17 protein-coding genes are annotated in these 22,239 nt (G+C 75.1%); 1 reads left to right on the forward strand and 16 read right to left on the reverse strand.

The window, feature by feature from the left end:
- The first annotated feature begins 339 nt into the window (after positions 1-339).
- Positions 340-2,733 carry an ATP-binding protein gene (locus tag ACFV1W_RS36200; protein ID WP_380421522.1) on the forward strand — a complete coding sequence of 798 codons (2,394 nt, stop codon included), beginning with the start codon at positions 340-342 and terminating at the stop codon, positions 2,731-2,733.
- A gap of 131 nt (positions 2,734-2,864) precedes the next feature.
- On the opposite strand, the gene ACFV1W_RS36205 is transcribed toward ACFV1W_RS36200, so the two are convergent.
- The 16 genes from ACFV1W_RS36205 to ACFV1W_RS36280 all read right to left on the reverse strand — a co-directional run.
- Positions 2,865-3,905, reverse strand: a complete 1,041-nt coding sequence (locus ACFV1W_RS36205; RefSeq protein WP_380421523.1) for a histidinol-phosphate transaminase — start codon at positions 3,903-3,905, stop codon at positions 2,865-2,867.
- 23 nt (positions 3,906-3,928) lie between these two features.
- The gene (locus ACFV1W_RS36210; protein WP_380421524.1) at positions 3,929-4,570 is read right to left on the reverse strand and encodes a LysE family translocator; all 642 of its coding nucleotides are present in this window, start codon (positions 4,568-4,570) and stop codon (positions 3,929-3,931) included.
- A 78-nt stretch (positions 4,571-4,648) separates the two neighbouring features.
- A complete protein-coding gene (locus ACFV1W_RS36215; protein WP_380421525.1) occupies positions 4,649-5,353 on the reverse strand; it encodes a 4'-phosphopantetheinyl transferase family protein in 705 nt (234 codons plus the stop codon).
- A 26-nt stretch (positions 5,354-5,379) separates the two neighbouring features.
- Complete coding sequence (locus ACFV1W_RS36220; RefSeq protein ID WP_380421526.1) at positions 5,380-6,159, reverse strand: thioesterase II family protein; 780 nt, start codon at positions 6,157-6,159, stop codon at positions 5,380-5,382.
- Positions 6,156-7,283 carry an HAD-IIIC family phosphatase gene (locus ACFV1W_RS36225; protein ID WP_380421527.1) on the reverse strand — a complete coding sequence of 376 codons (1,128 nt, stop codon included), beginning with the start codon at positions 7,281-7,283 and terminating at the stop codon, positions 6,156-6,158. Before ACFV1W_RS36225 ends, ACFV1W_RS36220 begins: the two co-directional genes overlap by 4 nt.
- Complete coding sequence (locus tag ACFV1W_RS36230; RefSeq protein ID WP_380421528.1) at positions 7,280-8,452, reverse strand: acyl-CoA dehydrogenase family protein; 1,173 nt, start codon at positions 8,450-8,452, stop codon at positions 7,280-7,282. Before ACFV1W_RS36230 ends, ACFV1W_RS36225 begins: the two co-directional genes overlap by 4 nt.
- 48 nt (positions 8,453-8,500) lie before the next feature.
- Positions 8,501-8,767: an acyl carrier protein gene (locus ACFV1W_RS36235; protein WP_380421529.1), complete on the reverse strand. Its 267-nt coding sequence runs from the start codon at positions 8,765-8,767 to the stop codon at positions 8,501-8,503.
- 59 nt (positions 8,768-8,826) lie between these two features.
- Entirely contained in the window at positions 8,827-9,696 is an 870-nt protein-coding gene (locus tag ACFV1W_RS36240) for a 3-hydroxyacyl-CoA dehydrogenase family protein (RefSeq protein WP_380421530.1), read from the reverse strand.
- On the reverse strand, positions 9,689-15,301 hold the full coding sequence (locus tag ACFV1W_RS36245; protein WP_380421531.1) for an SDR family NAD(P)-dependent oxidoreductase: 5,613 nt from the start codon (positions 15,299-15,301) through the stop codon (positions 9,689-9,691). Before ACFV1W_RS36245 ends, ACFV1W_RS36240 begins: the two co-directional genes overlap by 8 nt.
- Positions 15,301-17,226, reverse strand: a complete 1,926-nt coding sequence (locus ACFV1W_RS36250; protein ID WP_380421532.1) for an AMP-binding protein — start codon at positions 17,224-17,226, stop codon at positions 15,301-15,303. The genes ACFV1W_RS36245 and ACFV1W_RS36250 overlap by 1 nt, the downstream gene beginning before the upstream one ends.
- A 26-nt stretch (positions 17,227-17,252) precedes the next feature.
- On the reverse strand, positions 17,253-17,942 hold the full coding sequence (locus ACFV1W_RS36255) for a 4'-phosphopantetheinyl transferase superfamily protein (RefSeq protein ID WP_380421533.1): 690 nt from the start codon (positions 17,940-17,942) through the stop codon (positions 17,253-17,255).
- Positions 17,939-18,688, reverse strand: a complete 750-nt coding sequence (locus ACFV1W_RS36260; protein ID WP_380421534.1) for a 4-hydroxy-tetrahydrodipicolinate reductase — start codon at positions 18,686-18,688, stop codon at positions 17,939-17,941. Before ACFV1W_RS36260 ends, ACFV1W_RS36255 begins: the two co-directional genes overlap by 4 nt.
- Positions 18,685-19,671, reverse strand: coding sequence for a hypothetical protein (locus tag ACFV1W_RS36265; protein ID WP_380421535.1), 987 nt, complete (start codon positions 19,669-19,671; stop codon positions 18,685-18,687). Before ACFV1W_RS36265 ends, ACFV1W_RS36260 begins: the two co-directional genes overlap by 4 nt.
- On the reverse strand, positions 19,668-19,958 hold the full coding sequence (locus ACFV1W_RS36270) for a hypothetical protein (protein ID WP_380421536.1): 291 nt from the start codon (positions 19,956-19,958) through the stop codon (positions 19,668-19,670). The genes ACFV1W_RS36265 and ACFV1W_RS36270 overlap by 4 nt, the downstream gene beginning before the upstream one ends.
- A 73-nt stretch (positions 19,959-20,031) precedes the next feature.
- Positions 20,032-21,522, reverse strand: a complete 1,491-nt coding sequence (locus tag ACFV1W_RS36275; RefSeq protein WP_380421537.1) for a class I adenylate-forming enzyme family protein — start codon at positions 21,520-21,522, stop codon at positions 20,032-20,034.
- On the reverse strand, positions 21,515-22,239 hold a 725-nt coding region (locus tag ACFV1W_RS36280; protein WP_380421538.1), incomplete at its 5' end, for an acyl-CoA dehydrogenase family protein. The genes ACFV1W_RS36280 and ACFV1W_RS36275, both read right to left, overlap by 8 nt.

Below are 22,239 nucleotides of genomic sequence, written 5' to 3' on the forward strand. Positions count from 1 at the left end.
GACCGGTCCGGCGGCGGGCACCCGGGCGGGGCGCCGCGCGCCGGACCGCGGACCTGTCGCTCACGTCGACGCGGGTGCCGCTGTGCGCGAATGCCGTGGGCGGAGGAGCGACGACCCTGGCCGGCCCCACGGTCGGACGCGGAGCAAGCCTGCGGGCGTTCGGTCGTTCCTCCCCGGACCGGTCCGTCGGACGTTCATCCTCACCCCGTCACCGCCGCGCTGGCCACGACGTTGACCTGACGTTGACCTGACACTTGGGCGCCGTGGGGCTACGCTCGTTCGCGATCCGGGTCGGACGGGCGGGGCGTCGCCGCGGATCACAGGGACCCGGGGGGATCTGTGGGAGCTGCGATTTTTGCCGCGCTGTTGCGGGAACGACGCCTTTCGGCGGGATGGAGCCAGGACGAGCTCGCCGAGCGGTCCGGGGTGTCGGCCCGGTCGATCAGCGCCCTGGAGGCGGGCGGGCGGCGCCCGCGGATGTCCTCGGTGGTCCGGCTCGCCGATGCCCTCGGACTCGACCCGGAGACCCGTGCCCAGTGGCTCACGGCCGCGCGGGCCCCGGACGCCGGGCGGTCCGGGGAGCCGGACCGGGCGGACGGGGCCTCCGGGGCGGCCCGAACGAACGCACCGGTCGCGGTGCCCGGGGGCGGCCCCGCCGCCTCCCCCGTCGCTCCGACGGGCCCTACCGGCCCTCAGCAGCTTCCGATGGCGATCCGCCACTTCACCGGCCGGGCCAGGGAGCTCCAGCTGCTCGACGAGCTGCTCGTCGACGTGGCCCCCGGCTGCGGCGCGGTCGTGATCTCGGCGATCGCCGGTACCGCGGGCGTCGGCAAGACCACCCTGGCCGTGCACTTCGCCCACCGGGTGGCCGACCGCTTCCCCGACGGTCAGCTCTTCGCCAACCTGCGCGGCTTCGACCCGGCCCGGGCCCCGGTCGACCCCGCCGACGTGGCGCGCGGCTTCCTGGACGCGCTGGGCGTCCCGGCCCTGCGCATCCCCGCCGACCCGGACGGGCGGCTCGCGCTGCTGCGCAGCCGGCTGGCGGGCACCCGCACGCTGATCGTCCTCGACAACGTCCGTGAGGCGGAGCAGGTCCGCCCGCTGCTCCCCGGTTCCAACACCTGCCTGGTCGTGGTCACCAGCCGGAACCGGCTGCCCGGGCTGGTCGCCCTGGACGGCGCCGTACCGCTGGCCCTGGACGTGCTCTCCCGCGCGGAGGCGCGCGAACTGCTCGCCCGCCGCCTGGGCGCGGCGACGGTCGCGGAGCAGCAGGAGGCGGCCGACGAACTGATCGAGCTGTGCGCCCGGCTGCCGCTCGCACTGAACATCGCCGCCGCCCGGGCGGCCGAGCACCCCGGCACTCCGCTGGAGGTGTTGGCGCGCGAGCTGCGCGACTCCCGGGCGCGACTGGACCTGCTGTCGGCCGGTGACAGCCACGCCGACGTCCGGGTGGTGCTCTCCTGGTCGTACCGCGCGCTGAGTCCGCGGGCCGCCCGGCTGTTCCGGCTGCTCGGCCTGCACCCCGGCCCGACCATCGGCACGGCGGCGGCCGCGAGCCTCGCTGGCCGGCCGCCGTCCGAGATCCGCGCCCTGCTGGAGGAGCTGCACCGGGCCCATCTGATCACGGCGCCGGAGCGCGACCGGTACACCTTCCACGACCTGCTGCGCGCCTACGCCGCCGAGCAGGCGGCGGCTCTCGAACCGCCGGAGGGGCAGGCCGCGGGGACCCTGCGGATGCTCGACCACTACCTCCACACCGCCCACCGCGCCGCCGTCCTCGCGTACGCCGACGACGTCTCCTGGCAGACGCTGGACCTCGCGGAGCCCGCCACCGGGGTCAGCCCCGAGGAGCTCACCGACCGGCGGGAGGCGCTCGACTGGTACCGGGGGGAACAGCCGGTCCTGGAGCGGATCGTCGACTCGGCGCACCGGACGGGGGCCGACGTCCACGCCTGGCAGCTGGTCGGCGTCCAGGTGCCCTACCTGCTCAAGTCGGGGCTGTGGCAGCAGTGGCAGCGGGCGGGCGAGACCGCGCTGGCCTCCGCCGAGCGCACCGGCGACCTCGGCCACCAGGCCCACGCGCACCGCTGGCTCGGCCAGGTGCACCGCTCCCAGGGCCGCCAGCCCGAGGCCCAGCGCGAACTGCGCCTGGCCCTCGGCCTGTTCGAGGCGCTCGACGACCGGCCCCGGGAGGGCCGCACCCGGCTCGACCTCGCGATCGCCCACGGCGAGGAGCAGTGCGACGCCGAGGCCGTGGCCGAGTCACGCCGGGCCCTGGAATTGTTCGAGGCCATCGGCGACCGGTCCGGGCAGGCCCTCGCACTCAACAGCATCGGCTGGTACCTGGCCCAGCAGGGCGAGCTGCGGGAGGCGCTCCCGCACTGTCGGCGCGCCCTGGAGCTGGCCCGCGACGCGGGCAACCTGCCCGGCCAGTCGTCCATCTGGGACAGCATCGGGTTCATCCACCACCGCCTCGGCGAGTACCGGGAGGCGCTGCCCGCCTACCACGAGTCCCTGCGGCTGCGGGTGGCCGTCGGCGACTACTTCCTCCAGGCCGACATCCACACCCACCTCGGGGACACCCACCTGGCGCTCGGCGACGTCGAGTCCGCCCGGGCGGCCTGGGTCCGCAGCCTCGCCATCCTGGAGGACCTCCAGCACCGGGACGCCGACGCCGTCCGGGCCCGGCTGGACAGCTGCCCTCCCGCGCCGCGGCCGCCCCGCTCGGCGTAGGCGGTGCCCCCGGCGGCCCCGGGCCGGGACTCTCGACCGTGGCCGCCGGGCGGAGGGCCGGTGGTGCTCCGGTCGTCCGCGGAGGTGACGCGGGCCCCTCCGGGTGCGCGGTCCGGAGGGGCCCGGGAAGACTACGCGGTGCGGGCGCGCCAGGCGGCCGCGACGGCGAGGGCGGCGTCGTTGGCGACGGGTTCGCCGATGCTGAGCCGGACGCCTTCGCCCGGGAAGACCTTGGCGGTGATCCCGGCGTCGGTGCAGGCGGCGGCGAAGGCCGGGGTGTGCTCCCCCAGCCGGAGCCAGACGAAGTTGGCGTGGGACTCCACCAGCGGCCAGCCCTGGGCCCGCAGCAGGGCCTGGACGCGGGTGCGTTCGGCGACCAGGCCGCGGACCCGCTCGTGGAGTTCGGGGCCGGCCGCGAGGGACTCCACGGCGGCGTCCTGGGCGATCCGGCTGACGCCGAACGGCAGCGCAACGGCGCGGGCCGCCGCGGCGACGGTGTCGTGGGCCACGGCGTAGCCGACCCGGAGCCCGGCCAGCCCGTAGGCCTTGGAGAAGGTGCGCAGGACGACCAGGTTGGGGCGGGTGCGGTAGAGGTCGATGCCGTCCGGGGTGTCCTCGGGGGCGAACTCACGGTAGGCCTCGTCCAGGACGACCAGGGTGGAGGCGGGTATCGCGTCCAGGAACTTCACCAGTTCGGCGGGTGGGACGGCGGTGCCGGTCGGGTTGTTGGGGTTGCAGACCAGGACGACCTTGGTGCGCGGGGTGAGGGCGGCGGCCATCGCGCTGAGGTCGTGGACCTCGCCGTCCGCCAGTGGCACGGCGACCGCGGTCGCCCCGGCGAGGTCGGCCGCCTCCGGGTAGGCCTCGAACGAGCGCCAGGCGAAGAGGACCTCGTCGCCGGGGCCGGCCGCCGCGCGGACCAGCTGGAACAGTACGCCGACCGAGCCGGGGCCGACCACCACGTGGGCCGGCGGCACGTTCAGGTGGTCGGCGAGGGCGGTCACCAGTCGGGTGGCGGCCGGGTCCGGGTAGCGGTTGAGGGTGTGCAGGGCGGCGGTGGCCCGTTCCAGCACGCCGGGCAGCGGCGGGTAGGGGTTCTCGTTGCCCGCGAGCAGGTGGCGGGCGGGCGCCGGCGGGGTGCCGGTGGGTGTGCCGGTGGGTGTGTCAGTCATGTCGGTGGGCTCCCGTGGGCGGCTCAGCCGCTGGTCAGGCCGGTCGCCAGGGTGGCGGCGGCGAGGACGAAAAAGACTCCGGCCACGACGTACCGCTCGGCGCGGAGGAAGCGGCGGCTCTTCCGGGCGCGCTGGCGCATGAGCGAACTCAGCAGCGCCCACCCTGCGTTGGTGGCCATGCCGACCACCACGAAGACCAGTCCGAAGACCAGGGTCTGGGACCAGACCGCTCCCCTGCCGCTGTGGATGAAGGAGGGCAGGAAGGCGAGGAAGAACAGGGTGCTCTTCGGGTTCAGGGCGTTGACGACGAGGCCGTCGGTGAAGATCCGGGGCGAGCGGGCGGGCGCCTCGTCGGCCTGTTCGGCGGACGGGTCGGGGTCCGGCGTGCGCAGCCGTTTGACGCCGAGCCAGACCAGGTAGGCGGCGCCCGCGTACTTGACCACGTTGAAGGCGGTCTCGGAGGAGGCGACCAGGGCGGACAGTCCGACCACGGCCGCGAGCACCTGGACGAGGTCGCCGCAGGCCAGGCCGAGGGTGGACAGCAGTCCGGCGCGGCGCCCCTGGTCGAGGGTCCGGCCGGTCACGTAGAGCACGGACGGGCCGGGGATGAGCAGCAGCACCAGTGAGGCCGTGAAGAACCACCACAGGCTGGACAGTTCGGGCATGCGATCCGGCTCCTTTCGTCCGCAGTCCTCGTCAGGCGGATCAGCGGGTGGGCGACGTCCTGCGGGCCCGGTCCTGCGTCAGGTCAGCGTCCAGCGGAGCGGCGGCGCGCAGGACTCGGGGGCCGCGACGGTCGCACAATATCCTTTGTCCAGCGGGAGGTTGCTCAGTTTCCACAGATCCACGGTGATCGGCAGCGGGCCCGGCGCGCCGGGGCCGAGCCGGCGCGGGACGGGCAGGTCGGCGGCCTTGGCGTACGCCTCCCGCCAGGTCCACCGGTCGTAGAAGGCGTGCCGCCCGGCGGCCGGGGGCAGTCCGGCGATCAGCCGGGCCTCGGCGGGGCCGAGGAAGCGGGCGGCCATCGCACGGTGGTCGAGGTCCGCGCGGACCTCCTCCAGGTCGACGCCGACGGTGCCGGTTCGGGTGACGGCGATCAGGGCCAGGTCGCCCGAGTGGCTGAGGTTGAAGTCGAGCGCCGTGGGATGCGGTGCCGGTGCCAGACGGGGGCGCCCGCGGGCGGTGCGGTGCAGGCGCAGGTCGGCGGGGGCCCGGCCGGTGTAACGGGCCAGGACGGTGCGCAGCGCGCCGTGGGCCGCGACGAAGCGGGCGCGTTCGACCGGCAGCCGGCAGCGGTCGGCCCGCGCCCGCTCCTCGGGTCCGAGGAGCTCGGCGTACCGGCGCGCGGCCCGCTCGGGCGGGTCGAGGCGGGCTCGCCAGACGTGCACCTCGCCCTGGGCGAGGCTCGGCGCGGCGGGGCCCTCCGGCCACCGGTCGGGTGGGTTCACGTCGGGTGGGTTCACGTCGGCCGGGTTCAAAGGGCGACGGCTCCGGCGATCCGGCCGGTCGGCCGGCGCAGCAGCCGGGACAGTTCGTGCAGGACCTCCCGTTGGGCGGAGTGCAGGAAGAAGTGGCCGCCGTCGAACATCCGCATCGTGAAGGCGCCGGTGCTCTGCCGGGCCCAGGCGGCCAGGCCCTCGGGGTCGACGTGCGGGTCGGCGCGGCCGCCGAAGGCGGTGATCGGGACGGCCAGGGGCTCCTGCGGGCGGTGGGTGTAGCAGTCGTTGAGCTGGAAGTCGGCCCGCAGGCCGGGCAGGACCAGCCGCATCACCCGGGCGTCCGCCAGCAGGCTCTCCGGGGTGCCGCCCAGCTCCCGGAGCCGCTCCAGGAACTGGTCCTGCGGCAGGTGGTGGATCAGCGGCCGGTTGTGGGTGAGCTGCGGGGCCCGGCGTCCGGAGACCACTAGGTGGTCGGGGGCGGGTGCACCGAGTTCGCGGAGCCGGAGGGCGAAGGAGAACGCGATCAGCGCGCCCATGCTGTGGCCGAACAGGGCGTAGGGAGGCCGGCAGTGGTCGGCCAGGGCCTCGCCGAGGTCGGGCAGCAGGTCCGCGACGTCGGTGTAGGCGGGCTGGAAGATCCGCGACTCGCGGCCGGGCAGCCGTACCGCGCACACCTCGACGTCGTCGGGCAGGGCGCGCGGCCAGTCGGCGAAGGCCGAGCTGCCGCCGCCGGCGTAGGCGAAGCAGATCAGCCGGAGCCGGGCGCCGGGATTGGGCTCGGTCCTGACCACCCAGGAGCTGCCGGCCGCCGTCACCGTTCCCCGTCCTCTCCGGTGGGGGTGCGGACGGCCGCTTCCGCACCCGTCGGGGCGTGGACGGTCAGGTACTGCGGGTCGCCGGGGACGTCGGTGAGGTCGGCCTCGAACAGCGTCGGCCCGTCCTCGCCGGGGAGCTGGCGGAACCCGGTGAACTTGTAGGTGATCAGCATCATCCGGTTGCGCCCGTTGGGCAGGTACTCGGCCAGCAGGCGGACGCCGGCCTCCCGGGCGCGGCGGCGCAGGTGGTTGATGATCACCCCGCCGACGCCGCGGGACATCACCCGGCAGGACATCAGCAGCAGCTTGACGGTCCAGGCGTCCCGGTCCTTGGCGAGCAGCACCAGGCCGATGGTCCCGTACGGGCCGTGCCGGTCCTCCAGCCGGGCGACCAGCAGTTCGTGGGTGTCCGAACGGCGGAAGGCGTCGAGCTCGTCGTAGGAGTAGGTGTAGCCGGTGGTGTTGAGCTGGTGGGTGCGGACGGTCAGTTCCTCGGCCCGGCGCAGGTCCTCCTCCTGAGCGGGGTGGATGGTGAGGGTCATGCCGAGGGTGGCGAGGAAGGCCTCCTGCGGGCCGGTGAACTCCTTCTCCACCCGGGTGCGCTCCTGGTCGGCGAGGTACATCTCGCGCCGCCGGGCGGAGTCGTCGGTGATGAACCGGGGTGAGAACTCCGGCCGGTCGGCGAGGCCGGCGGCCTCCGCGGCGTCGACGACCAGCAGTTCGGGGATCTCGAAGGAGACCTCGCCGCGTTCGAAGACGTCGTCGTCGACGAAGGCGAAGGCGTCCAGGCCGAGGTTGAGCGAGGTGGCGATGGAGCGGATCGACGAGGACTTCGCGTTCCAGTTGATCTGCGGGTAGAGGAAGTAGTCGAGCAGCCCGTGCCGGCGCAGCGCCGCGGTGGCGGCGTCGTGGTCGTTGCGGCTGGCGATCGAGTGCAGGATGCCGCGGCGGTCGAGCTCGACGATGACCTCGCGCAGACCGGGGCGCAGCGGCGCCTCGCCGTCCTCCAGCAGGATGCCGTCCCACACGGTGTGGTCGAGGTCCCAGACGACGCACTTGACGGTCTTGGCGGGCTTGTCGGCGGTGGTGCCGTCCTGCTGGCCGGCGGTGCCCTGGGAGGTCATGCCGTCACCCTTTCGGTGGGGGTGGTGCGCTGGCGGGAGTGGTAGGCGGATTCGGCGATGGTGGTCTGCTGGAGTTCGGTGCTGCCCTCGATGATCTCCATGACCTTGGCGTCCCGCAGGTAGCGCTGGACCGGGTAGCCGTCACCGCAGCCCTGGGCGCCGTGCACCTGGACGGCGTCCGAGGCGGAGCGGAACGCGGTGCGGGAGGCGTGGTACTTGGCGAGCCAGGTGGCGTGCAGGCTCTCGGTGGAGCGGTCCTGCCGCAGCCAGCCGGCCTGCTGGCAGAGCAGCCGGGCGGCGGCGGTGCCGGTGGCCATGTCGGCGATCATCCGCTGGACCAGCTGGTGGTCGCGGAGCCGGACGCCGAAGGTCTCCCTCCGGTCGGCGTGGTCGAGGGAGGCGTCCAGGCAGGCCTGGGCGAGGCCGACGCAGCCCCAGGCGACGCTGTAGCGGCCGAGTTCGAGGGCGCTCGCGGCGACGGCGGCCAGTCCGAAGCCGGGCCGGCCGAGCAGCGCGTCGGGGGCCACCAGGCAGTCCGCGAGGCTGAGTTCGGCGAGCATCGAGGCCTTGGTGCCGAGGATCCCGGTCACTGGTCGGACGGTCAGCCCGGGGGCGTCCCTGGGCACCAGGAAGGCGGCCTCCCGGCCGTCCAGGCGGGCGAACAGCAGGTACACGTCGGCGCGTTGGCCGAAGGTGATCCAGCGCTTCTCGCCGGTCAGCCGGAAGCCGTCGTCGGTGCGCCGGGCGGTGGTGCGCAGGGCCTTGACGTCACTGCCGGCGCCGGGCTCGGTGAGCGCGAAGGCGCCGATCGCCCCGCCGGTGGCGAACTTCGGCAGCCAGTGCTCGCGCTGCCGCTCACCGCCCCACCGGGCGACGGCGTACGAGGCCATGCCGTGCACGGTGACCAGGCTGCGCACGGACGAACAGCCGCGGCCGAGCTCCTCGTTGAGCAGGCCGAAGGTGATCGGGTCCAGTTCGGTGCCGCCGTACCCGGCCGGGACGGCGGCGCCCAGCAGGCCGCGGGCGGCGAACTCCTTGAGGAACTCCTCGGGGAGGCGTTCGGCGCGGTCCCAGGCGTCCGCGTGCGGGGCGACGGCCTCCCGGGTGAAGGCCTCGTACTCCTCCCGCGCCGCGGCCTGGCGCTCGGTCAGTTGCACTCTGATGGCCATCGGTTCCTCTCCTGCCTCGTCTCTGCGGTCGGGAAGGTCACGGGAGGGTCAGGAGTGCTGGGCGGCGCCGACGGCGGCGCGCTTGCGGGTGACGAGCGCGTCGATGGCGCGCACGGTGTTGAAGTTGGCCATCTCCAGGTCGTCGTCCTCGACGGTGATGTCGAACTCGCCCTCGACGAACAGCACCAGCTGCATGATGAAGAGCGAGTTGACGAATCCGGTGGCGAAGATGTCCTCGTCGTCGGTCAGCCGGTGCTCGCCGAAGAACTGGGCGAGGAAGGCGAGGATCTGCGGCTTGTGGTCGGCCGTCGTCATGGCGGGCGGTTCCTTCTTCTCGTTCGGGTGCCGGTGGCGGCTGGGGCTGGGACGTGCGGTCAGGCCAGGGTGGTGGCGTAGCTGTAGAAGCCCTGGCCGCTCTTGCGGCCGAGCAGGCCGGCGTCGACCATCCGGACCAGCAGCGGGCACGGCCGGTACTTGCTGTCGCTGAACGCGGTGTAGAGGCCCTCGACGGACTGCAGGATGGTGTCCAGTCCGATCAGGTCGGCGGTCTCCAGCGGGCCCATGGTGTGGCCGAAGCAGGTCTTGAAGATCCGGTCGACCTCCTCGGCACCCGCCACGCCCTCGTGGACGAGGTAGACGGCCTCGTTCACGGTGAGCATCAGGACCCGGTTGGTGACGAACCCCGGCGAGTCCTCCACCAGGATGCCCTCCTTGCCGAGTTGGGCCAGCAGGGTGCGGGCGGTGTCCACGGTCGTGGCGGAGGTGTGGTGACCGCGGATCATCTCCACGGTCGGCTTGAGCGGGACGGGGTTCATGAAGTGCATCCCGAGCACCCGGTCCGGCCGGAAGGTGGCCGCGCCGATCCGGGTGATCGGGATGACCGAGGTGTTGGCGGCGAACACCGTGCGCTCCGGGCAGACCGCGTCCAGGCGCTCGTACACGCCCTTCTTCAGCCCCCAGTCCTCGGTGATGTTCTCGATCACGAAGTCGGCCTCGTCGAAGCCCTCGTAGTCGGTGGTGAGGCTGATCCGCCCGAGGACGGTCCGCCGGTCCTCCTTCGGGCCCTTGGCGCCCAGCACCCGGCCGAAGCGCAGGCCCTGGGCGATGGTCCGCTCGGCGGCGGCGAGGATCTCCTTCGTCCGGTCGACGAGCAGGACCCGGTGGCCGGTCTGGGCGAGCGCCTGGGCCAGGCCGGTGCCCATGACTCCGGCGCCGACCACGCCGACCGTGTGGATGTCAGACATCTGCAGTGCTCCGCTTCTGTTCGGCCGGGGTGCCGGTCGTCGAGGTGCCGGCCCCCGGGGTGTCGGTCGTCGGTTCGGTGTCGAGGCGCCGCCGGAGCGCGGCGGCCTGCTCCGCGACGGTCAGCGTCTCGAAGAGGGCGTTCAGCGGCAGGTCGACGCCGAACCGGCGCCGGATCCGGGCCGCGAGCTGGAGGCCCAGCAGCGAGTGGCCGCCGAGCTCGAAGAACTCGTCGTGCACGCCGACGCGTTCGAGGCCGAGCAGTTCGGCCCACAGCCGGGCCAGCGCGGTCTCGGTGTCGTCCCGGGGCTCGGTGTACGCGGTGAGGATGCCGGGGCGCGGGTGGACGGCGGCGTCGTCCGCCGGTCCGTCCGCCGGGGCGCCCACCCGGTGGGCGCGGATGTCGGCGAACACGGCGTCCAGGTCCTTGGCGACCACGGCGACCTGCGGGCCGAGCCCGGCGGCGAGCAGCCGCAGCAGCGCCTCGACGCCTTCGGCGGGCCGGATGCCCTGGTCCAGGTGGTCGCGCAGCGGTCCGCCCTCGCCGGGCCGTCCGGAGGCGGGGGCGGCGGCGGGCGGGAAGCGGTAGGCGGCGGTCTCGCGGGAGGTGCCGTCTCGCAGCGCTTCCAGCCGGGTCTCCAGGTCGGCGACGCGCTTGAGGACGAAGTCCTCGACCCGGACGGTTTCCAGGCCGGTCTCGTCCAGCAGCGTGAAGTCCGCGGTGAAGGTCTCCTTGCCCCGCCGGTCCGCCTCGTGGAAGCGGTGGTGGCTGTAGATCCGGCGCGGCAGCGGGGCCAGCAGGGTGAGGCGGCCGTAGCGGAGCGGGATCCGGAACTCCTCGGCGAGGTTCATGCCGTGGAAGCCCGCACCGAGGTCGAGCAGGGACGGGTGGAGCGCGATCCGCTCCAGGTCGCCGCCGAACTCGGCGGGAAGTTCGAGCTCGGCCAGCGCCTCCTTCTCGCCGAGGTGCACCCGGCGCAGGCAGCGGGAGCGCGGGCCGAAGCCCATCGGGCCGGTGTGGGTGACGGCGCCGAGGTCGCGCATGCCGGCGCGGGCGATCAGCTCGGCGACGTCGTGGCGGCGGCGAGGGGCGGTGTCCTCGCCGACCGGGCCGACGGCGCCGGTCACGTGGACCTGCCAGCCGTCCTCGTCAGCCGGGCCGGCGCCGGTCTCGCGGCTGACCACCGCGAAGCGCGGCGGGGTGGGCCGCTTGTCCAGGACGACCCGTAGTTCGCGCTGCTGGTCCTCGCCGATGACCACCGGGGAGAGGAAGGTGACCTCGTCGAGCACCGCCCGGGCGTCGCCGCTCTGGTGCTCGTGGACGGCGCGGGCGAGTTCCAGGTGGCCGGTGCCGGGGACGACGGCGTTCCCCGCCATCCGGTGCTCGTCGATCAGCCAGGAGGTGGCGACGCTGAGCGCGACGGAGTAGACGGCGACGGCCCCGTCGTCGCGCAGGCACGCGTCGAGCAGCGGGTGGTCGACGGGGCCGGTACGGCCGTCGGCGGGCCGCTCGGCACCGGCACCGACGGTGCGGAAGGCCATGCCGACCTCCTGCCAGCCGTCCCAGTTCACCGACACGGTGCGCGGGCCGCCGGTGGCCTCGTTGTGCTGGGCCAGGGCGTCCAGGAAGGCGTTGGCGGCGACGTAGTCGATCTGCCCGACGCCGCCGGTCAGGGCGAGGCTGGAGGAGCAGTGGACGGTGAAGTCGGGGGCGAGCCGGCGGGCGAGCGCGTCGACCACCAGCCCGCCGCGGACCTTGGGGTCGAGCACCCGGTCGGCGGCCTCGGCCGTCTTGAGCTGGGCGAGCCCGGCGGCCGGGACGCCGGCGGCGTGCACGATGCCGTGGACGGCGCCGAACCGCCGCACCGCCTCGTCGGCGATCCGGTGCATGGCGGCGGAGTCGGTGACGTCGGCGGCCGCCGTCATCACCTGCGCACCGAGGCCTTCGAGTTCCAGCACGGCCCGGATCCGCTCCCCCGCCGCCCCGGCCCCGCGGTCGTCGGCGAGCAGGGCGTCCCAGCTCTCGCGGGGCGGCAGCGGGGTGCGGCCGACCAGGACGATCCGGGCCCGGGCGGCGGCCGCGAAGTGGCGGGCGAGGGAGAGGCCGACGCCGCCGAAGCCGCCGGTGATCAGGTAGACGCCGTCCTCGCGCAGCGGGGTGCGGCCGTCCGGGACGGCCTCCACCCGGACCGGCCGGTGGGTGCGCTCCCAGCGGCGGCGGCCGCGCAGGGCGGTGAGCGGCCTGGTCGGCTCGTCGAGGAGTTCGGCGTACAGCAGTTCGGTGTCCGCCGGCGTCCAGCTACCGCCGGGCGGCAGGGAGAGGTCGACGGCCCGGCAGACGGTGTCGGGCTGTTCCAGCGGCAGGACCAGGGCCGGGCCGGTGACGGTGGCCTTCTCCGGGGCGACGGGCTCGGTGCCGAGCACCGCGAAGGCGTCGCTGGAGACCACGGTGAGGTCCAGCGGGGCGCCGGGGGCGGTGGCGGTGAGGGCCTGGTCGAGCCGGAGCAGGCTGTGGAAGCCGCGTTCCAGCGTCTCCTCGGCGGAGCGGCGCGGGCCGACGCTCCACAGGTGGACGATCCGGCCGGGCGGCCCGCCGTCGGCGGTGAGCCGTTCGACCAGCCGCCGGTGGTCGGCGGCACTGCCGGGGGCCAGCTCGTAGCCGCCGTCAGGGAGTTCGCGCCAGCCCAGGGCCGCCCGCGCGGTGGTGACGCGGTGGCCGTCGGCGCGCAGCCGGGCGGCGAGCGCCTCGCCGACGCCCTCCTCGTCGGTGAACAGCAGCCAGCTCCCGGCCGCCGGGGCGGTGGCCGCCGGACGCGGCGGCAGCGACTCCCAGACGGGGGTGTGGAACCAGTCCGCGAGGTCCGCCCGCCGGGCGAGGGAGGGCGCGGCCTTGCGGGGCGCGGGGTCGATCCAGTGCCGGGTCTCCTCGAACGGGTACGGCGGCAGGGCGACCCTGGAGGCGGCGTTGCCGCCGCTGACCGCGGACCAGTCCAGGTCCACGCCGGCGGCCCACAGCCCGCCGGCGGTGTTCAGCAGGAACCGCTCCTCGCCCTGCCGGTCGAAGCGGCCCGGCATGGAGGCGACGGCCACGCCCGGCGCGGCGGAGGCGGGCCGCAGCTGCAGGGCCAAGCTGGTCAGGGACTGGCCGGGGCCGGTCTCCAGCAGGATCCGCCCGGGCTGCTGCCACAGCCGGCCGATGCCGTCGGCGAAGCGCACCGGCCGGCGCAGGTGCCGCACCCAGTACGCCGGGTCGGTGACCAGCTCGGCGTCCGCCCAGTCGCCGGTGACGTTGGAGACGTACGGGACGGTCGGCGGGTGGAGGGTGACCCCGGCGGCGAGCTCGGCGAACTCGGCCACGATGGGGTCCATCATGTGCGAGTGGAAGGCGTGGGTGGTCTGCAGCTGCCGGGCGGCGACGCCGTCCGCGGCGAGCCGGGCCTCCAGCGCGCCGACCGCCTCGGCGGTGCCGGCCACCACGCACAGCGCGGGCCCGTTGACGGCGGCCAGGGAGAGGCCGTCGTCCAGCAGGCCGAGGACGCGCTCCTCGGCCAGCGGCACGGCCAGCATGGCGCCCGCGGGCAGGCCGTCGATCAGCCGGGCGCGGTGCGCGACCAGCTTCAGGGCGTCGTCCAGCGAGAGGACGCCGGCCAGGTGCGCGGCGGTGTACTCGCCGATGCTGTAGCCGATCAGCGCGCTCGGCCGCACGCCCCAGGACTCCCAGAGCCGGGCCAGGGCGTACTCGACGGCGAAGGTCGCGGGCTGGGCGTAGCGGGTGCGGTCGAGCTCGGTGCGCTCCGCGGCGGCCGGGCCGCGGCGCAGCATCCGGCGCAGGTCGGGGCCGGCGGGCGCGGTGTCCGGCGCCCCGGCGTGGTGGAGCAGCTCGCGCAGGTCGATGCCTAGGTGCGGGCGGAAGCCCTCGGCGCAGCGGTCGAGGGCCTCGCGGAACGCCGGTTCGGTGGCGTGGAGTTCGCGCCCCATGCCGATGCGCTGCTCGCCGAGTCCGGGGAGGACGAAGGCGACCTGGCGGGGCGTGCCGTCGTGGTGGCCGGTGCGGACGGCGTTCGGGGCGCGCTCGCGCAGGGCGCGGGCGGCCTCGGCGGTGGACTCGGCGATCAGGAAGCGGCGGTGGCCGTAGTGACGGCGGCCGGTCTGCAGGGTGCGGGCGGTGCCGGCCAGGTCGGGGGCGGCGGCGCCGTCGAGGCGGTCGGCCAGCCGGTCGGTGGCGGCCTCCAGGGCGGTGGCGGTGCGGGCGGTGACCGGCAGCAGGACGCGGGCGCGGCCGGGCTCGCGGCGGGCGGCGGCGGGGGCCTCCTCCAGGACGACGTGGGCGTTGGTGCCGCCCATGCCGAAGGAGCTGACGCCGGCCCGGCGCGGGCCCGGCCCGGCCGGCCAGTCGGTGAGCCGGGTGTTGACCCGGAACGGGACGGAGCCGAAGTCGATGGCCGGGTTGGGGACGTCGAAGTGCAGGCTCGGCGGGATCTGCCGGTGCTGGAGCGCCAGCACGGTCTTGATCAGCCCGGCGACGCCCGCGGCGGCGTGGGTGTGGCCGATGTTGCCCTTGACCGCGCCGATCGCGCAGCTGCCGGGGGCGAGACCGCGGAAGACCTGGGTCAGGGCCTCGATCTCGATCGGGTCGCCGAGCGGGGTGCCGCTGCCGTGGGTCTCGACGTAGCCGATGGTGGCCGGGTCGACGTCGGCGGTGTCCAGGGCGGCGCGGATCACCCGGGCCTGGCCGGCCACACCGGGGGCGGTGAAGCCGATCCGCCGGGCGCCGTCGTTGCCGACGGCCGAGCCCTTGATCACGGCCCGGATCGGGTCGCCGTCGGCGAGGGCGTCCTCCAGCCGCTTGAGCACCACCATGCCCGCGCCGTTGGCGGCGACGGTGCCCTGCGCCGTGGCGTCGAAGGGCCGGCAGTGGCCGTCGGCGGAGAAGATACCGCCGGGCTGGAACAGGTAGCCCTGGTGCTGGTGGGCGCGGACCGTCGCGCCGCCCGCGAGCGCGGTGTCGCAGGCCCCGCTGAGCAGCGCCTGGCAGGCCAGGTGGACGGCGACCAGGGACGTGGAGCAGGCGGACTGGACGGTGAGGGCCGGACCGGACAGGTCCAGCTTGTAGGCGATCCGGGTGGCCAGGAAGTCCTTCTCGTTGGCGATGTTCCGGGCGAACACCTCGCCCGGGTCCTCGCCGTCGATCCGGCCGTCCACGTGGTCGACGTAGCTGTTGTAGTAGGTGCCCGCGTACACCCCGACCGGGCCGGGCACCGCGAGCGGGTCGTGACCGGAGTCCTCCAGGGCCTCCCAGGCGCACCGCAGCAGCACCCGGTGCTGGGGGTCCATCAGGTCGGCTTCCTTCGGGCTCATGCCGAAGAAGTCGGCGTCGAAGCGGTCGGCGTCCGCCAGGACGCCTTGCGCGGCGACGTAGTCGGGGTCGTTGCGCAAGGCCTCGGGAACGCCCTGGGCGGCGAGTTCCTCGGGGGTGAAGAAGGTGATCGACTCGGTGCCGGTGCGCAGGTTCTCCCAGTACTGCTCGGGGCCGTCGGCCCCGGGGAAGCGGCAGGCGAGGCCGATGACGGCGATCTCCAGGCCGGTCGTGTCGTCGCTGTGCTCCATCAGCCGTTCTCCTTCCGTGCGCCGGCCCGCCGTTGGTCGAGCTGGCGGCGCAGCCGGTCGCGGCCGCGGTCGAGCCGCTCCCGGGCGGCGGGGGCGGCGTCGCCGGGCCTGCCGGGCCCGGCGGGTTCCCCGGCCAGGTGCGCGGCGAGGGTCTCGACCGTCGGGCACATGGTCAGCGTCAGGAGCGGGACGTCGCGACCGAGTTGCTCGCCGAGCCGGGCCGCGACGCGCTTGAGGAGCAGCGAGTTGCCGCCGAGGTCGAAGAAGTTGTCCTCGACGCCGAACTCCTCGGTGCCGAGCACCTCGGACCAGACGGCGGCGATCCGCCGGGCCAGCGGGTCGGCGGGGGCGGCCCGGTGGCCGGGCGCGACGGCGGCCGTGGTCAGGCGTTCGGCCAGCCGCAGGCGCTGCACCTTGCCGGTGGGGCTGCGCGGCACGTCGTCGACGACGAACACCCGGCTGGGGACCTTGAAGTCGGCGAGCCGTTCCCGGGCGTACTCGCGCAGGTCCCGCTCGATGACGAGGGCGCCGGGCTGCGGGACGACGGCCACCGCGACGTCCTCGCCCAGGGTGGGGTGCGGGACGCCGAAGGCGACGGCGAGCTTGACGGTGGGGTGGCCGGCCAGGACGTCGTCGATCTCGACCGGGGAGACCTTGGAGCCGCCCCGGTTGATGATCTCCTTGCTGCGCCCGACCACGTACAGGTAGCCGTCCTCGTCGAGCCGCCCCTCGTCGCCGGTGCGCAGCCAACCATCCGTGAAGGCCCGGGAGTTGGCCTCGGGGTTGGCCTCGTAGCCGGCCATCACGTTGGCGCCGCGGATGGCGATCTCGCCGGACTCGCCGGCCGGTACGGGGCGGCCGGCCTTGTCCAGTACGGCGACCGGGCCGCCGACCGGCAGGCCGACCGAGCGGAGCTTGCGCCGGCCCGGCGGCAGCGGGTTGCTGGTGACCAGAGAGCCAGCCTCGGTCATGCCGTACGCCTCGATGACCGGGGCGTGGAAGGCCTCCTCCAGGGCGGTGAGGGTCGGGCCGGGCAGCGGCGCGGAGGCGGAGCGGATGAATCGGAGCCGGCTGGCGGCGAGGACCTCTCGGTGGTCGTCGGCGACGGACAGCAGTGCCTGGTGCATGGCGGGCACGGCGGTGTACCAGGTCGGGCGGAACCGCTCCAGCCAGGTGTAGAAGCCGGTGTCGCTGAAGCCGGGCGTGCAGACGATGCCGGCGCCGCGGACCAGGGTGGCCAGCAGGGTGCTGGTCAGGCCGTGGGCGTGGAACAGCGGCATCGGGTTGAGGCAGAGGTCCCGCTCGTCGAGGGCGAAGGCGGCGCCGGTGTTGCGGGCGGCGACGTGCAGGTTGGCGTGGGTGAGCGGGACGAGCTTGGGCCGGTCGGTGGTGCCGGAGGTGTGCAGGATCAGCGCGGTGTCCTCGGGGCCGGCGGGGCCGCCGTCGGCGGCGGCGACCGGTGCGCCCGGGTCGGCGCAGTGCAGCTCGAAGACGCCCGCGGGGGTGCCGGGTCGGGAGCTGAGCTCGATGATCCGGATGCCGAGTCGTCGGGCGACCGCCACGGCGGGCGAGTCGTCCCCGGCTTCGATCAGCAGGGCGTCGGCCCGCATGTCGGCGAGGTAGAAGGCGAACTCCTGCTCCCGGTACGCGGGGTTGAGCGGGGCGCTCTGGGCGTGGGCGGCCGTGCCGAGGAACGCGGTGGCGAGGTCGGGCCCGTTGGGCAGCACCAGGGCGACCCGGTGGGGGCGGCCGATCCCGAAGGAGTTCAGCGCCTGCCCGATCTCCTCGATCCGCTCTGCGAGCGCCCGGTAGGTGAGCGGGGTCCGGTCGGGTGCGAGGAGGGCGGCGGCGTCCGGCCGGGCGGCGGCCCGGTCGGCGATCAGTCGGCTGAGGCCGGTGATCGGGGCGTCCTCGGTCACGGTCATCTCCCAGTTGCTTCGTTGGTCGGGGTTCAGCGCGTCGGCAGTTCGGCCACCGCCCAGGCGGTGGCCGGCCGGCCGGTGGTGGTCCGGGTGCCGGTGCGGACCAGGGCTCGGCGGGGGCCGCCGTCCGGCGGGTCGGCTCCGGCGATCTCGACGGTCAGGCGGTGGGGCGCGGCGTCGGCGGCGGGGTGCAGGCGGTAGCGCCGGGGCGGGATCCGGGCGAAGCCGTGGCCGGAGGCCTTCGCCAGGGCCTCCTTGACGCACCACAGGTGCAGCGGCCGGACGGGGCCGCAGGCCCGGCGCAGGGCATCGAGCTCGGCCGGGGTGCCGAAGCGGTGCAGGTTGCGCTCGGCGGTGGCCCATTCGGTCTCGGCGTCGACGCCCAGCCCGGCCGGCGCCGCGTCGTCGGCCGGTTCGCCGCGGCGCAGCGCCACCACCACCTGCTCGGCGGTGTGCGCGACGGAGAACTGCACCGCGGGCCGCAGGGCGGCGCCGTCCCAGCTGACCTGCCGGACGGCGCCCGGCCCGGCCAGCCCGATCCGCCGGTGCGCGTCGGGCAGGTCGGGCACCACACCGAGCCGGACCAGGCCGGTCCTCAGCGCCTGCCGGGCCGCGTACCACTGGTCCTGGCGGGCGGCGCCGGTGTGACCGCTGCGCTGGTGGGCGGCCTGCGCCGCGCCGCTCCGGACCTCGTCCCACAGCAGCCGCACCCCGGTCACCGCCGTACGGGAACGGGTTCGCGCACCACGTCCGCCAGGCTGCGCACGCCCGGCCCGGCGGTGGCCGCGTACCGGATCGCGCGCAGCACACCGGGCAGGAAGGCGCGGCGGTCGGCCATCCGGTGCAGGACCTCGACGTGCTCGCCGCTGCCCGCCGCGACCACCCGGTGCTCGCTCAGGGCGTCGCCGAGGCGGAAGGACGTGATGTCGGGGGCGGGCGCGCCGGGGCCGCGGGCGCCCTGCCAGGCGGCGGCGAGGTGACGGGCGGTGCTGCTGGGGCGGTCCCGCTTGCCGGCGAAGTGCAGGTCGCCGACGCCCGCGTTCCAGCTGTCGTCGGACTGGGCGGCGAGTTCCTCGACGAAGCGGGTGACGGCCAGCAGGGCGAGACTGAAGTTGGCGGCGACCACGACGGCCCGGCTGCGGCCGACCTCCGCCAGCAGCCGCTGGTGCCGGTCGCCGAGGCCGCTGGTGCCGATGACCAGCGCGCAGGGCACGGTGCGGGCCTGGTCGAGCAGTTCGGCGGTGGCCTCCTCGGCGGTGAAGTCGACGACCACCGGCTCCGGGTCGGGGAGGTCGGCGAGGCGGTGCACCACCGGCGCGGGCGGATCCGGTTCGGCCGGGCCGGGCGCCGGGGGCCGGAGGCTGAGCCGGGCGGACAGCGCGAGGTCGGGGGCGTCCAGGACGGCCTGCCGGACGACGCCCGCCATCCGGCCGGTCAGGCCGCAGACGGCGACGGGGACGGTCATGCGCCGACCGCCTCCGGGACCAGGCCCATCCGGCGGGCGAGTTCGTTCTCGACGACGCGGCGGCCGCCGAAGTGGGCCTGGAGGACGGCGTCGGGCCAGTCGGCGTCGTCCGCCGGGGCGTGTTCGAGGCCGAGTTCGGTGGCCATGTCCTCGGCGGTCCGGGCGGCCCGCTGGATCAGGTCGACGGCGCTCAGCAGGATGGCGAGGACGGCCTGGCCGCCGGGCTCCTCGGACTTGAACCCCGCCCCGAACCGGGCGGCGGCCGATGCCAGCGAGATCTCGATCTCCAGCTTGCTGAGTTCGTGGGCCAGGTACTGGGAGGTGGACAGCGCCTCGACGCCCTCGCCGGCCCGGGCCAGCGCCCGGCGCAGGTCGGCGACGACCCGGGCGGGCCAGGCCAGGGCGCGGCGGGCGAACGCCCAGGCGTACGTGTCGAGGGCTGCCGTCAGCTCCCCGCCGGGCGCCCAGTCGACCGGGCGGGACAGCGCGGCGGCGGGGGCGCCGTCCAGTTCGGCCCAGCCCCAGCCGGCGGCCCGGCCCGCCCCGTGCAGCCGGACGCCGGCCGCGTCGTGCGGGACCAGCGCCAGCCTCGTCCCGCCGTCCAGCCGGACCGGGACCAGGGACGCCTCGGCGTCCTGGACGGCGTACCGGTAGCGACCGTGCAGCAGCGTCCGGCCGCCTTCCCGGTCGGCCCGGACGGCGGGGGCGGTGAGGCTGAGCAGGGCGTTGGGGGTGAACAGGCCGAGCGCGGCCGTGACATGGCCCGCGCGGATGCCGTCGATCAGCGGGGCGGTGTCGTCGAAGGCGTCGAGCAGCGGTAGGACGCCGTGCACCTGTTCGGTGAGCGCGGCGGCCACGGCGAAGGGCGTGGTCTCCCAGACCCGGTCCAGGGCCCCGTCCAGTTCCTCGGCCGGCGGCAGTTCGAGCCCGCGGCCGGTCAGCAGCCGGTGCAGGGCGGTGCGGGCCTGGTCCGCGGCGGTCATGCGCGGCCTCCCTCGGCGAGCCGGGCACGGACGAACCGGACGATCGAGTCGACGGAGTACAGGTGCTCGGGATCGGCCTCGGGGTCGATCACGGCGTCGTAGCGCTGCTCCAGCACCTCCATCAGGTTGATGTAGCCGATGGAGTTGACGCCGGCCCGGTCGAGTTCGCCGTCCGCGGCGCGCAGGTCGGCGACGGTGACGACCCGTCCGGTGGCGGTCTCGACGAGCAGTTCGATCTCCTCGCGCAGGGCCGTGTCGGTCCGGGCCGCCTCGTTCGCCGTACTCATGCGCCCACCTCGCTCCGCTCGGCGAGCGCTTCGCACCACGCGCACGCCTCGATGGTCCGCTCACTTCGTTCGCTCATGCGTGCTTCTCCGGTTCCTCGGGGGCTTCGTCGGCGGCGCGGACGTCCTGGACCAGGCGGCGCAGTTCGGTCATCCGGGCCTTGCCGACGGTCGATCGGGGGATGGCGGGGAGGAAGGTCACCCGTCCGGGCACCTTGAACGGCGCGAGGCGGGCGCGGCAGGCGTCGACGACCCCGGTGCGGCCGATCCGGCCGGTGCCGGCCAGTGCGGCGTGCAGGACGGTCTCCCCGTTGGCGTCGGTGTCGGCGAACACGGCGGCGTCGGTGACGCCGTCGAGGGCGAGCAGGGTGCGTTCGATCTCGGCCGGGTCGATCTTCCGGCCGGCCAGGTTGATCGGCCCGCCGAGCCGGCCGGTGACGAACAGCCGCCCGTCGACCAGGTGGCCGAGGTCTCCGGTGCGGTAGTAGCCGTCGGGGTCGAGCCGTTCGGCGAGGGCACCGGGGGCGTTCAGGTACCCGGCCGCCATCGAGGCGGTGCGAACCCTCACCTCGGTCTCGCCGGTGGGCAGTTCGACGGCCTTGACGGAGACGCCGGGCAGGGCGGTGCCGAGGCCTTCGGAGCGGTCGGGCTCGCGTTCGTAGGTGCAGGGGCCGGTCTCGGCGATGCCGTAGTAGTCGGCGATCCGCACGCCGTACCGGGACTCGAACCCGCGCCGCACCTCGGGGTCGAGGACGGCGGCCGCGGAGACGGCCCGGGTGACGGTGGCGAACGCGTCGACGTCGGCGCGGACCGCGTCGGCGAGCAGCCGGTAGGCCAGCGGGAAGGCCACCAGCCTGGTCGCGGCGGCTCGGGTGACGGCCCGGGAGATGCCGCCGGAGGTGGGCAGGCCCTGGTAGAGGTGGAGTTCGGCGCCGACCTTGAAGACCGGCAGCAGCGAGGTGTTGAACGCCAGCCCGTTGGTGAAGCCGGCCAGGCACAGCACCCGGTCGCCGGGGCCGAGGCCGGTGCCCGCCGCCCAGGTGTCCGCGGCGGCGATCACCGCGTCCGCGGTGAACTCCAGGCACTTGGGGGCGCCGGTGGTGCCGGAGGTGAACCGGCAGGTGGCGGTCGACGGCCGGGCCTCGGGCGCCCCGGCTGTGGGGGGCAGCACGGCCAGCGACAGCGCGCTGTCCGGGACGGCCCGGGTCCCGCCGCCGAGCGGGAACGGCTCCTTGCCGTCGAACAGGAAGGCCGGGACGCCGCAGCTGGTCCGGATGCCCTCCAGTTCGGCGGCCCCGAAGGTCGCGTCGATCAGGAACGGCAGTCGTCCGGCCACCAGCAGGGCGTAGTACGAGACCAGGTAGTCGATGCTGTTGGCGGCGTGCACGCCGACGTTGACCAGGTCCGGCCCGAGCAGCGCGTCCAGGGCGCGGGCGCGTTCCCGGACCAGGTCGGCGAACCGGGCGTAGGTCAGTTCCCGGCCGGCCGCGACGACGGCCCGCCGATCGCCGTGCCGGTCGCAGGCCGCCAGGAACGCGGCGCCGAGCCGCTGCGCTCCGTCAGCCACGGCGGGCTCCGTCCGTTCCGGCGGGCGCGAGTTCGAGCTCGGCCCGGCAGGCCATGCTGTGGTTGGCGATGGTCAGCATGGTGGTCTGGCTGCCGCCGGACATCCGGAAGCCGCGCAGCTGGGCGTGGGCGCGCAGCGAGGGGCTGTCCCACATGTAGCCCGCGCCGCCCTCCAGGTCGGTGGCGAGGACGGCCAGCTCGTTCGCCTTCTCCACGCAGAACCACTTGAGCTCGGCGATCTCGGGCACGGTGCTGCCCCCGGCGGTGACCCGCAGGTACGCGTCGGCGATGCCGGCCTCCATCAGCTCCTGGTGGGCACGGGCCCGGGCCAGCGCGTGGGAGTTGACCGGCCAGGCGCCGAGCGGTCGGCCGCCGAGGCTGCGCCCGCGCACGTACCCGGTGATGTGCTCCAGCAGCGCCCGGTGGGTGAAGAAGGCGTCGGCGGCGATCAGCAGGCGCATCCGGGACATCACCCGGTTCCAGCGCATCAGCTGGCTGACGCCGCTGCGCGAGACCACCTGCTCGGCGGCGACCCGGGCACCGTCGAACTCCACCAGGGCGGAGTCGACGCTGCGGGTGCCGAGCTTGTCGTACACCTGGGTGACCCGCACGCCCGGGGTGGACTTCTCCACCGCGATGATCGCGGGCGCGCCGTCCAGGACGGCGCTGACGAAGCACAGGTCGGCGGTGGCGCCGTTGATGACGAACTTCTTCCGGC

It is taken from the genome of Kitasatospora sp. NPDC059648, assembly GCF_042734825.1.
GTDB lineage: Bacteria > Actinomycetota > Actinomycetes > Streptomycetales > Streptomycetaceae > Kitasatospora.

Bases quoted from the DNA above. Each gene is read 5' to 3' on its own strand.
- ACFV1W_RS36250 (WP_380421532.1), bottom strand. From the start codon at position 17,226: ATGACCGTGACCGAGGACGCCCCGATCACCGGCCTCAGCCGACTGATC.
- ACFV1W_RS36210 (WP_380421524.1), bottom strand. From the start codon at position 4,570: ATGCCCGAACTGTCCAGCCTGTGGTGGTTCTTCACGGCCTCACTGGTG.
- ACFV1W_RS36260 (WP_380421534.1), bottom strand. From the start codon at position 18,688: ATGACCGTCCCCGTCGCCGTCTGCGGCCTGACCGGCCGGATGGCGGGC.
- ACFV1W_RS36205 (WP_380421523.1), bottom strand. From the start codon at position 3,905: ATGACTGACACACCCACCGGCACACCCACCGGCACCCCGCCGGCGCCC.
- ACFV1W_RS36225 (WP_380421527.1), bottom strand. From the start codon at position 7,283: ATGACCTCCCAGGGCACCGCCGGCCAGCAGGACGGCACCACCGCCGAC.
- ACFV1W_RS36235 (WP_380421529.1), bottom strand. From the start codon at position 8,767: ATGACGACGGCCGACCACAAGCCGCAGATCCTCGCCTTCCTCGCCCAG.
- ACFV1W_RS36265 (WP_380421535.1), bottom strand. From the start codon at position 19,671: ATGACCGCCGCGGACCAGGCCCGCACCGCCCTGCACCGGCTGCTGACC.
- ACFV1W_RS36230 (WP_380421528.1), bottom strand. From the start codon at position 8,452: ATGGCCATCAGAGTGCAACTGACCGAGCGCCAGGCCGCGGCGCGGGAG.
- ACFV1W_RS36245 (WP_380421531.1), bottom strand. From the start codon at position 15,301: ATGGAGCACAGCGACGACACGACCGGCCTGGAGATCGCCGTCATCGGC.
- ACFV1W_RS36270 (WP_380421536.1), bottom strand. From the start codon at position 19,958: ATGAGTACGGCGAACGAGGCGGCCCGGACCGACACGGCCCTGCGCGAG.
- ACFV1W_RS36240 (WP_380421530.1), bottom strand. From the start codon at position 9,696: ATGTCTGACATCCACACGGTCGGCGTGGTCGGCGCCGGAGTCATGGGC.